The organism is Pseudoalteromonas sp. S408, assembly GCF_005886645.1.
In the GTDB taxonomy this organism is placed as follows: domain Bacteria; phylum Pseudomonadota; class Gammaproteobacteria; order Enterobacterales; family Alteromonadaceae; genus Pseudoalteromonas.
Genome location: NZ_PNDY01000022.1, coordinates 151,057 through 161,960, shown reverse-complemented (window position 1 = coordinate 161,960; position 10,904 = coordinate 151,057). Strand labels below are relative to the sequence as shown.

Genomic DNA, 10,904 nt, shown 5'->3' with positions numbered 1-10,904 from the left:
CATCGTGCTCATCGTGCTCATGGCTTGCGTTACCGCCATGAATTAAATCAATAGCGGCGAGCGGTATATGCAGTGTTTTATCGACCGGAGTGCCTGTTGGATTTAAAATGCCGACTACTTCAAACGGGTTGTCGTTGTGATGATGAAAACTGGTATTGCCCATACCATGGGATATTATAATGCTATCGCCCAGTTTGTAGCCTAGTTTTGTAGCTACCTCGCTACCCAATACCACACCGTGAATAGTGCTAAAAGGGTTGCCTGCACTAAAACTTAAGTGTTGTTTTTTAGCAAAGCGGTAATGGGTAAAGTAATCGGGTGATGTACCTAAAACGGCTTGACCTTTGTGGCTATCGCCAAGGCTAATGGGAATGCTCCACTTTACCCCGCGTTGGCTTGTTATGTATTTGTAGCTTTGCCAGCTTACGCCATTATTGGTGTGGCCAATTCTAAATACCGATGAAAGCAGTAATTGAATATCGCCGGTGCGTGCTCCTACAATTAAATCGGTGCCCGAAATAGTATTGCTAAAACTACTTTTAGCATCAGCTCTAATACGTTCAATACTTAGCAATAACATAACGCTTACGGCAATGGTAAACAGCGTTAAAACAACACTTGCACGCCTATTTAATAAGCTTTTAAAGGCTAATTTTGTAAGGATCATAATGCCCCCTGCAAGCTTACTAAGTCGATTGAGCGATTAAATAGCGGTTTTAAATTTTTGTCGTGACTTACAAATATGAGTGTGCTGTTTGCATTGCTCGCTTGCGCAAACAATAAGTTAATAAAGCTTTCGCGGTTTTGTGTATCAAGGGCTGAGGTTGGCTCGTCGGCAATTATAATTTCAGGGTTACCAATAAATGCGCGTGCGGCAGCTACACGTTGTTGTTGGCCAATGCTTAGTTCTGCCACATTTTTAGTATGGTATTGCTCGGTTAAGCCCAGTGCGTTTAATAGCCGGGTAGCCTCATCATTTAAAGTAGTTGAGTGGCTTAATGCTTTTTGTTGGCGCTTTTTTGAAAATTGGCAGCCCAGTATTACGTTTTCAATAGGCGATAAGTAAGGGAGTAAGTTAAAGTTTTGAAAAATAATACCAATGTGGTCAGCTCTAAATATATCTCGCTGGGTGTTACTTAGGGTATTTAAGGTGTGGTTTAATAACGTGACATTGCCGCTGGTGGCTGTATTTATACCGGCCAATAAGGCTAGTAACGTTGATTTACCCGAACCACTTGGGCCATGTAAAAAAACGTGTTGGCCTTTTTCTATATTCAACTTGCTAATAGTTAGCGTGGGCGTTGTATCGTTTTTATGCCATTTAAAAGTAACGTTATTAAGGCTTATCATTGTTTGGTTTACCATTTCCAATAATTAAGATTTTTGCGTGTTTTAAACTGCCTAATAATATTAAACGGCTTAGGTTTTAGTTTATCGTCACTCAGTAAAAACTCATTGGTTGCAGCGACTACTCGCTCACTTGACTTACCATCTGTGTATGGATGTAGCTGTTGGCAATAGCTTTCTATATTTTGCATCAATGTTTTAGGGTGAGTAAAAGCAAGGTCTATCGCGTCTTCTAGTTTATTTGGATCTGTTACGTTTAGTAAGTGTTTGTCTGGGGCATTATTACAAAAGGTCACCACCGGCTTGCGTTGCACTATAAACATTAAAAGTACCGATGAGGTATCACATAGCATTACATCGGCCGACTTTAATAAGGGGACTACGTCGTCTGTTTCAATAAACGTTAAATTTTGATTACTCAGCGCTTTGTACTTATTAACAAGTTCAAGCGGCATTTTAGGATGAAACTGCATTAATATGCGCCACTTTCCTGTTTCGCTAAAGTGTTTTATTTGCTCGTAAAGTTTAGGTGCAAGTGATAAACGTTTTGAAAAAGTAGAACAAATTAAAAGTGTAGGGCGCGTGTCGGCTTTATTGGTGTAATTTGTTTGCAATTCACCGGTAAATAAACGGTCGAGCGTTGGCCAGCCCGTTTCGGTTACTTTAAAATACCCCAGCTTTTTTTGTAAGGCTTTAAATGGCGCTGTGGTATTTGGGCCTTGGGTACAGTAAAGGTCAAAGCAGCCCCTTGCTTTTAGGTGGTCGTTGTTGCCTTTTTTATCAAGTTTTCCGGCGTCAAAACCATGAAACACACCGACTTTAATACCCGGAAAAAACGTAGGAATCAAATTGGCCGGTGCGAATGTTGCGTCGGGTTTCCAGTTGTGAATATCGTCTATTGAATTAAGGCGTATTTCATCGGGTGTTAAAAAGTTAGGGTTTACTGAACTACCTTGTAAAAACCAGCGCACTTGCCCTCCATTCGCTAATATGGCCGCCTGAATAGGTCTCAAAATTGCGTATGAATAATTTTGAGATATATACATTAAGTATTTTTTATTTTTGGTAGTGGTTAGGTAGTTCAAGCTAGCTCCTCGACTCGTTAGCATAGCCAGTTTACCCGATTGTGACAGCCATATAAATATTCTTGGTGAATCTCTCAACCAAAGTTCAGGCTATTTAGTTTTTAGCCCACGATTGAGCTTTGAAGTTGGCTGGATTATCATACCGCACATAACCCCATACTCTACTTTGCTCATAGAGCATCCCTAACCCCGGAGATAGCATGACTAGCTATAAAGTTTTAGACGTAAACGATGATTTACCCATTCGAACCAAAGGTGAAGTACACAGTGGTAAAGTCCGTTCAGTTTATTGGCTAACAGACGAAGACAGCGCGCGACTCATCAAAGAAAAAGAGTACAGAGTACCCGCAGGTACCGAGCTGGCTATTATGGTTATTTCAGACCGTATTTCTGCGTTTGATTGTATTTGGCAAGGTGAAAATGGTTTAAACGGCGTGCCAGGTAAGGGGATAGCGCTTAATACGGTTGCATCTTACTGGTTTAAGTTATTTGATGAGGCAGGCCTTGCTGGTAATCATATTGTTGATATTCCACACCCGTATGTATGGATAGTACGTAAAGCAAGCACAGTTAAGGTAGAGGCGATAGCGCGCCAATATATTACCGGTAGTATGTGGCGTGATTATGCTAAAGGGACACGTAACTTTTGCGGTATAGAGTTGCCTGAGGGCTTAAACGCGAACCAAAAATTAGAAAACGTACTAATCACCCCGTCAACGAAAGGCATTATTGAAGGCGTTGCCGATATCCCGCCAGTAGACGATGTAAACATTACCCGCGAAAATATAACTAACAACTTAGATGTGTTTAATTTTAAGTCGGCAGACGACGTAGCTAAATACGAAAAGCTGTTAGTAGAGGGTTTTGGCTTAATTAGTAAAGAGCTTGCCAAGCTTGACCAAATTTTTGTAGACACTAAATTTGAATTTGGTTACGTAGAAGATTTAAATGGCGCACAACAACTCATTTATATTGATGAAGTAGGTACACCCGATTCGTCGCGCATTTGGGATGGTGCTGCATACCGAGAAGGTAACATTGTTGAAAACTCTAAAGAAGGCTTTCGCCAGCTGTTAATTAATAATGTGCCAGAAAGCGATGTATTACTAAATAAAGATCGCATGGCTGAGCGCGAAAAATTAGCAAAGGAGTATATTTTACCTGAATCAGTTATGCTTGAAGTGTCTAATACTTATGTGGGCATTGCTAGCAAAATTGTTGGTGAAGCAATTACTATTCCTGAGGATCCGCGCCAAGAGGTTATTTCTATTTTAGATGCTGATTATGGCTTAATTGTAAAATAGTCATGATTTAGTATTAAAAATCCCAGTAGCTTATTTTTTATTTTTAGTTACTGGGCTATATTCCTTGCAATTAACCCCTTTAATTAATTACCTTAACCTAACGTTAATAGTTAGGTGGTGTTATGTTTGAACGTGGTTTGCAAAAAATAACTAAAAGTTGCCGTTTTTTAGCCATGGGGTTGTTTTTTGGTAACTTTTCTAACGCCGCTGCACTGGAGTTGGTAACAGAAGATCAGCACGGTAATAAATTAGAAAATACCGTTGTTGAGCTACATTTTAACGCCGAGCAATTAGCTCAAGCAAACCTTCCATTGGCCACTATGGATCAAGTTCATAAACAGTTTATGCCTGAACTTTTAATAGTACAAAAAGGGCAACAAGTTGATTTTCCTAACAGCGATAACATTCGCCATCATGTGTATTCTTTCTCGCAAGCTAAGCCTTTTCAGCTTAGGTTATATTCAGGCCAACCCAAAGCACCGATTACTTTTGATAATCAAGGCGTGGTTGTCTTAGGGTGTAATATTCACGACTCTATGGTTGGCTACATATATGTGGCAGGTAGTAAGCATGTTTACAAAACAAACAAGCAGGGCAAAGTGACCTTACCAGATAATCTATTACCAATTGAGTTAAGCGTATGGCACGCTTTGCAAACCGCGCCATTGGAGAATAAAAAAATTATTAAATTGAATGCTAAAAATAAACATACCGTTACTGTAAACACATCTACACCCGCACCTAGAAACACTTTTGGCAGCAAATTTAAGGCTGGTAATGACGCATAGTTTAAAAAACCGAATTACCATACTTTGCGTAGGGCTAGTGTTATTAACAACGCTGGTGAGTGTTGCTAGTTTTTGGTGGTCAACAAGTCAGTTTCAAGAACAAAAAGTAGAGCAAGATATAAGTGTTGCGCAAAACGTTTATAAGCAATATTTAACCTCAAAAGAAAGCTTATTGTTAACTGCAGCTAAGGTACTCACCGCCGATTTTGGTTTTAAGCAAGCGGTTGCAACACGCGATGCTGGTACAATAAGCAGTGTTTTGTATAACCATAGCCAACGGATAGACGCGCAATTAATGTTGCTTATAGATTTATCGGGTCAGCTAATTTCATCAAATTTAGAGCAGGGAGCCTTTGAAGACGACTTGCGCCCTTTACTCGCAGAGCTATTTAACGCACAAGAGCAATCCACATTTGTAGTGTTAAACAATGAGCTTTACCAGGTTATTTTATTACCTGTAAAAGCTCCAAGAACCATAGCTTACAGTTTAGTGGGCTTTAAAATAGACGACAGTGTTGCAAGCGAGCTTAAAAGCCTAACAGGCATGGACGTTAGTTTTGTAGGCAGTGCCGACCACTTAGTTATTAGCTCGCTAGATGCGCGCCCAACGCCATTTGAACCGGTGAGTTATTTTAACAACACGACCACTACAAGAATATTTGGTGAGTACCCAGTTTACCAAAACCGAGATATTAATTTAGCGTCTTTAGCGACCCATCCCATTATTATTTTGTTAAGTGCCGATTTAAAACAAAGCTATAGCGATTTTGAAAAGCTATTTTTTACTCTTATCATTTTGTCTATCTTAACTATGTTTGTGGGTGTTGTTACCAGTAGCTTATTGGCTAACAACTTAACAACGCCGCTTTCTCAGTTGGTTGTGATTGCAAAGCAGTTTGCACAAGGTAATTATAACTTTGAGTTTAAAGATAAAAAGCAAAGCACAGAAATAACGACCTTAGTAACCGCGTTCGACAACATGGGTAACGACATTAGCAAGCGTGAACAGCAAATTAGTTTTCAGGCGCGTCACGATGCGTTAACTGGCTTTTATAATCGTTCTGCAATGTTAGAAGTGCTAGACAACGAATTAAGCGAATCCATCCAATATACGCTTGTAGCAATAGACATAAAGGGTTTACGACATATAAACGATAAGCTGGACCCACGTATTGGCGATGAGTGTATAAAAACTGTAGCATGCAGAATTAGTGAGTTTTCGGATGAGTTCGGTGGAATGCATGCGCGTATTGGCGGCGATGAGTTTTTAACGGTATTTCCAAGCACCGCGGTTAGCGAGAAAAAATGTGGAATAGAGGGGTTAATTGCTAGGCTACAACAGTGTTATACCATTCAAACGTTAAAAATTAACTTACAGTTTAGTACCGGGGTATTGCAGTACCCATCTCAAGGAACCGCCAGTGACGACTTGGTAAGGCGAGTACTTATTGCCGTAGAAAATGCGGCAAATAATCAAAATCATATACATTATTACCAAGATGGCGAAGACGAGGCCCATTTAGATCGTTTAATTATGCTTGATGAATTAAAACAAGCGATTAACGATGACGATGGTCAGCTGTTTATGACATACCAACCTAAGTTGCATATGCAAACCCAAAAAATAGACAAGGTTGAGTCACTTATTCGTTGGCAACGTAAAGATGGTAGCTGGGTTAACCCTGAGTTGTTTATTGATTTAGCTGAGCGTTCAGGGCTTATTGTTGAGCTAACTGCATGGGTAATAAATACCGTTGTTGCGCAAGTTGCCGATTGGAAGTCGAAGGGCATTGAGCTGCAAGCAGCTATAAACGTATCTGCTCAGGATATTGCGTTTCCGGGTTTTCATGCCGCGTTGGTGGCGACGCTTAAAAAGCATAATGTGGATGCAAGGTTAATCACTATTGAATTAACTGAACGCGACATGATAGAAAACGAAGAAAAGGGCATAAAAGCGCTTAAAGATTTAAAGCAAATTGGCGTTAAAATATCGCTTGACGATTACGGGGTAGGGCAAACATCGTTGGGGCGTTTAAAAATGCTGCCTATTGATGAACTTAAGCTCGATAAGTGTTTTATTTTAAAGCTAGATGCGTCGCAAAAAGATCAATTTATAGTGCAATCGTCAATTACGCTGGGGCATCAATTAGGTTTTTCGGTGGTGGCTGAAGGAGTAGAAACCGAAGAGTCGTTAGCTTTACTCAAAACAATGCAATGCGACCATGCGCAAGGTTACTACCTTAGCCGGCCTTTAAAAGCAGAGTTACTAGAACAATGGCTAGAAGAATACTATGTTAAAAATTAGGTTTTTATTTGCCTGTGTTTTATTGCTAATAAGTTTGCCTATTTTTGCAAGCAGCGGGAAATTATTAGCAACACCTGGCGTATCACAAATTGAAGGTAGCGGCGGCGGCGGCATTGTGCCTTGGGCTCAGCTTGCCGGGTATGCGAGCGAAGATGAATTTTCGGTAAATGGTTTTTGTAGTCGAGCCGATGTAAGCGACTACGCATTAAATGTATGTGGTGCGCAATTAAACTTATTTAATCGAGTGGAGCTAAGTTACGCAATTCAGCATTTTGACGTACCTGCGCTTAACACAGAAATAGAGCAATCTATTACCAGTGCAAAAATACGTTTATATGGTGATATTGTTTACAGCCAATGGCCGCAATTAAGTTTAGGTATCCAACATAAGTCGCTAGATGACGGCACCGTAGCCAAACTTGTTGGCGCAGAGGATACAAGCGGTACAGATTATTACTTGGCTGCCAGTAAGCTTCACTTAGGTGCACTTGCAGGTTATAACTGGTTTTGGAACGTAACAACACGCTATAGCGAAGCGAATGAGCTGGGCTTATTAGGCTTTGGTGGTACAAATGCACAGAGCAAGTTTTTATTTGAAGGTAGCACCGCGGTATTTTTAAGTCGCGAATTGGCAGTGGGTATTGAGTATCGTCAAAAGGCAAATAATTTAAACTTGAGCGAGCAGGATTGGAACGATGTTTTTGTTGCCTGGATGCCTAACAAAAACATCAGTGTAACAGCTGCGTATTTAGATTTAGGACGTATTGCAGGCGCAGACGATCAAACGGGTTGGTATTTATCTGTCACAGGGTATTGGTAATGAAGTTAATTGCAGTTGGGATTTTATGTGTTGGTATTTTAATGGGCTGTGCAAATAAAGCGCCACCTACTTTATATTACCAAGTCGGTGGCAACGCCGGCATAGAAAAACTAATTGATAGCTTTATTAATCAAATAGGCAATGACGAACAAGTATTTCACTACTTTGAGCACGCAAATATAGCGCATTTTCGTCAAGGTTTTATTTTACATATGTGCATGCTTACCGATGGCCCGTGTAAATATAGTTATGTAGGTGATTCAATGGTAGACATACACACCGGGATGAACATAACAGAAAAAGATTTTAATCATGTTGTTGATTTATTAGTGAATGCCATGAATGAGCAAAATATTTCTCACCCTATCCAGAATAAAATTTTGTCAAAAACGGCGCCATTAAGAGCCGATATTATTAACATATAGCGGATAAACATTATTTTCTGTTTACCTACAATACAAGCCATTAGTTATGTACAATGGATAATATTGTTACTTTATTGTATATTTTTCATGTTTGTATATTTCGACGTCCAGCATATTTATTATTTACCTCAATATATACCTGTAATTGAAAAATTATCACATAGAGGTCATCAATGCGCATTAGTATTTTATAGATCTCAAGAGAAGCAATTTATAGATATTTGCGAGACATTCGCTGTTGAACATTCAATAAAAGCAATTTGGCTGGAAGATAAATCAAATACATTAGATTTTTATCAGGGTGTTGAATGTGATTGGGTTGTGTTTGGTAATGCATTTTTAGACGTTGATAAGCTCAATAATAAAAGTGTATTAATGCAGCACGGCATAGGTCCAAAAAGCTGCTACTACGATGTATCAAACACAACGACTACTGTTCGCTTTGTTGAAGGTGAGCATCGCTTAAAACGGTTAGAAAACTTATACCCAAATGGTAATTTTGTTGATACTGGCTATGCGAAATTAGATCCAATTATTAATAACTCAGTCGAAAAAATTGATTTGTCTAGGTTGGGTTTAGATGAAAATAAGCCAACACTTTTATATGCCCCCACTTTTTATCCTAGCTCTATTGAGTGTATGAACGATGACTTTCCAGAGTATTTTCCCGATTATAATATCATTATAAAACCGCACTTTTTTAGTTTGTCTAAACCTCGTTATAAAAAACAAAAAAATAAAATCATGCGTTGGCAAAAATATAATAATGTTTATTTAACAAGCGAAAGCGAATTTAACTTAACGCCTTTTTTAGCCATTGCGGACATAATGTTATCAGACGCGTCATCTGCTATATTTGAGTTTGCAGCTCTGGATAAGCCTGTTGTATGGTGTGACTTTTACAAGTTACGATGGAATTATAGAGGCATATTTTCTTATCGTTTTAAGGCACGGCTTGATGAGGACATAAATTATTTTCACAAAATCTGTCAAAGGGCTGAACAATTCAGCGATGTGGTATCTGCAGTTCAATTGTGTGGCTCGGAATCTGAAGAATTCAGATTTAACCGAAAAAAAATTATTGAGCAGCTTGCAGGCAAAATAGATGGCAATTGCGCTGAGCGTATAGTTAATTACTTAGAGAGTTATGAATGAAACGAGTTATTACATTTGGTACCTTTGATATTGTTCATGTCGGCCATATTAATATTTTAGAACGCGCTAAATCTTTAGGTGATTATTTAATTGTTGGCATATCATCAGATGCACTCAATATGCAAAAAAAGGGTAGAGCTCCTGTCTACAGTGAAAGCGATAGGGTTAAAATAATTAGCTCTTTACGCTGTGTTGATGAAATTTTTATAGAGCATTCCCTTGAGCTCAAAGGCGATTATATAAAACAACATGATGCAGATTTGTTAGTTATGGGGGACGATTGGGCTGGTAAATTCGATAACTTTAAGACGTTATGTGACGTAAAATATTTAGCTAGAACACCTTCTATTTCAACCACGGAAATAATTGAAGTAGTTCGTAACCCCTCATAAAAACTTATAAGAGCGATTGTTCAGCACTATTTTGGTTAATGCTCCAAACCTTATAAGCCTCATTATTAAAAGGGTATCAAATCAAAAATCTAATAACTTGCCAACAATTACACAAAAGGCTAAATGACCCTGCTCTAGTTTTGTTTGATGCGGGTATGCTGCGCCCTGGTGTTTTAGGCTCTTATAAGCCTGAAGCTATGCTGCCAAACGCAAAGCGGTTTGACATAAAAAATGAGCTGGCAGATAGATCAAACCCGCTACCAAGTACAATGTGTAATGCACAGCAGTTTACACAGGTTATGCAGCAGTCGGGCGTAAACCACGATTCGTTTATTGTTGTTTATGAAGATCAAGGCTTATTTAGTGCTGCAAGAGCGTGGTGGATGCTAAAAGCCATGGGGCACCACAATGTAAAAGTATTAAGTGGCGGCCTTAAAAAGTGGTTAGCTTGCGGCTATGCAGTTCAGCAAGGTTATAGTGAGGCTTTAATGGGTGGTGATTTTGAAGCAAGTTATAACCCAAGCTACTTTATTGGCAGCCAGCAAGTATTAGCAGCAATAGACGATACCAATACTGTATTGTTAGATGCGCGTGCCTATAAACGCTTTACTGGTGAAGAGACCGAACCTCGAAAAGGTATGCGAAGTGGGCATATACCCCAAAGCCGTTCGTTGCCTTTTTTGGATTTATTATCTGATGGTGAAGCAAAATCTTTTGAGGATATAAAAGCAAAGTTTGCATACGCTGTAGGCAATGTACAGCATCTTCAATTTAGTTGTGGCTCTGGTATTACGGCGTGTGTTTTAGCTTTATTTGCTGATGAATGCGGCTACAAAAACTTAAGTGTTTATGACGGCTCTTGGAGTGAATGGGGCGCAAGTGATTCATTGCCGATAACCAAAGATGTATAAGCGAAAATACCATAACAAGCAATTTGTGTAGGGGCCTTGCTTGCCGGCGCGTTTAATTTATACATAGTTACGTTAACAACCTTTTGCGTGAGCAAGCTTCACGCCTACGTGTGGGTGACTTTAAATGTTTATTACCACCGAGAACACCGAGGCGCAGCGCGCTACACTTAGTAGAGCGTAACGGTTGATTGGTTTTAAAATCACTTCTCCTGCACTGCTTCTTGTCTTCTCTGTGGTGAATAAGTCCCTTTTTGTTGTATTACTTAATAGCATTTAATTACCACCGAGAACACCGAGGCTCTGCGCGCTACACTGAGTAGAGCATAACGGTTGATTGGTTTTAAAATCACTTCTCCTGCTTTGCTCCTTATC

General features: G+C 39.4%; 11 protein-coding genes. 8 read left to right on the top strand and 3 right to left on the bottom strand.

Translation table 11 applies throughout. From position 1 onward, the window contains the following. From CWB62_RS16060 to CWB62_RS16050, 3 genes are all read right to left on the bottom strand, one after another. The coding region (locus CWB62_RS16060; RefSeq protein ID WP_138556286.1) for an ABC transporter permease at nt 1–667 on the bottom strand (667 nt) is incomplete at its 3' end. Beyond that, nucleotides 664–1,350: an ABC transporter ATP-binding protein gene (locus CWB62_RS16055; protein ID WP_138527887.1), complete on the bottom strand. Its 687-nt coding sequence runs from the start codon at nt 1,348–1,350 to the stop codon at nt 664–666. The genes CWB62_RS16060 and CWB62_RS16055, both read right to left, overlap by 4 nt. Nucleotides 1,351–1,358: 8 nt before the next feature. After that, nucleotides 1,359–2,432 (bottom strand): CDP-glycerol glycerophosphotransferase family protein, encoded by a 1,074-nt coding sequence (locus tag CWB62_RS16050; RefSeq protein ID WP_171034594.1) that lies wholly within the window; start codon nt 2,430–2,432, stop codon nt 1,359–1,361. Between the two features lie 200 nt (nt 2,433–2,632). Between CWB62_RS16050 and CWB62_RS16045 the strand changes: the two genes are divergently transcribed. From CWB62_RS16045 to CWB62_RS16010, 8 genes are all read left to right on the top strand, one after another. Beyond that, nucleotides 2,633–3,736, top strand: a complete 1,104-nt coding sequence (locus CWB62_RS16045) for a phosphoribosylaminoimidazolesuccinocarboxamide synthase (protein WP_138527876.1) — start codon at nt 2,633–2,635, stop codon at nt 3,734–3,736. Nucleotides 3,737–3,858: 122 nt separating this feature from the next. Continuing rightward, nucleotides 3,859–4,524 carry a methylamine utilization protein gene (locus tag CWB62_RS16040; protein ID WP_138527878.1) on the top strand — a complete coding sequence of 222 codons (666 nt, stop codon included), beginning with the start codon at nt 3,859–3,861 and terminating at the stop codon, nt 4,522–4,524. Beyond that, the gene (locus tag CWB62_RS16035; protein ID WP_138527879.1) at nt 4,514–6,829 is read left to right on the top strand and encodes a bifunctional diguanylate cyclase/phosphodiesterase; all 2,316 of its coding nucleotides are present in this window, start codon (nt 4,514–4,516) and stop codon (nt 6,827–6,829) included. Before CWB62_RS16040 ends, CWB62_RS16035 begins: the two co-directional genes overlap by 11 nt. Then, on the top strand, nt 6,816–7,649 hold the full coding sequence (locus tag CWB62_RS16030; RefSeq protein WP_138527881.1) for a DUF3034 family protein: 834 nt from the start codon (nt 6,816–6,818) through the stop codon (nt 7,647–7,649). Before CWB62_RS16035 ends, CWB62_RS16030 begins: the two co-directional genes overlap by 14 nt. Continuing rightward, nucleotides 7,649–8,074 (top strand): group I truncated hemoglobin, encoded by a 426-nt coding sequence (locus tag CWB62_RS16025; protein WP_058403291.1) that lies wholly within the window; start codon nt 7,649–7,651, stop codon nt 8,072–8,074. Before CWB62_RS16030 ends, CWB62_RS16025 begins: the two co-directional genes overlap by 1 nt. A gap of 87 nt (nt 8,075–8,161) precedes the next feature. Continuing rightward, nucleotides 8,162–9,229, top strand: coding sequence for a CDP-glycerol glycerophosphotransferase family protein (locus tag CWB62_RS16020; protein WP_058403290.1), 1,068 nt, complete (start codon nt 8,162–8,164; stop codon nt 9,227–9,229). Further along, nucleotides 9,226–9,621, top strand: a complete 396-nt coding sequence (locus CWB62_RS16015; RefSeq protein WP_058403289.1) for an FAD synthase family protein — start codon at nt 9,226–9,228, stop codon at nt 9,619–9,621. The genes CWB62_RS16020 and CWB62_RS16015 overlap by 4 nt, the downstream gene beginning before the upstream one ends. Nucleotides 9,622–9,701: 80 nt before the next feature. Beyond that, on the top strand, nt 9,702–10,532 hold the full coding sequence (locus CWB62_RS16010; protein ID WP_138527883.1) for a sulfurtransferase: 831 nt from the start codon (nt 9,702–9,704) through the stop codon (nt 10,530–10,532). Nucleotides 10,533–10,904 lie beyond the last annotated feature (372 nt).

Bases quoted from the DNA above. Each gene is read 5' to 3' on its own strand.
- CWB62_RS16035 (WP_138527879.1), top strand. From the start codon at position 4,514: ATGACGCATAGTTTAAAAAACCGAATTACCATACTTTGCGTAGGGCTA.
- CWB62_RS16015 (WP_058403289.1), top strand. From the start codon at position 9,226: ATGAAACGAGTTATTACATTTGGTACCTTTGATATTGTTCATGTCGGC.
- CWB62_RS16030 (WP_138527881.1), top strand. From the start codon at position 6,816: ATGTTAAAAATTAGGTTTTTATTTGCCTGTGTTTTATTGCTAATAAGT.
- CWB62_RS16025 (WP_058403291.1), top strand. From the start codon at position 7,649: ATGAAGTTAATTGCAGTTGGGATTTTATGTGTTGGTATTTTAATGGGC.
- CWB62_RS16045 (WP_138527876.1), top strand. From the start codon at position 2,633: ATGACTAGCTATAAAGTTTTAGACGTAAACGATGATTTACCCATTCGA.
- CWB62_RS16040 (WP_138527878.1), top strand. From the start codon at position 3,859: ATGTTTGAACGTGGTTTGCAAAAAATAACTAAAAGTTGCCGTTTTTTA.
- CWB62_RS16055 (WP_138527887.1), bottom strand. From the start codon at position 1,350: ATGATAAGCCTTAATAACGTTACTTTTAAATGGCATAAAAACGATACA.
- CWB62_RS16020 (WP_058403290.1), top strand. From the start codon at position 8,162: ATGTTTGTATATTTCGACGTCCAGCATATTTATTATTTACCTCAATAT.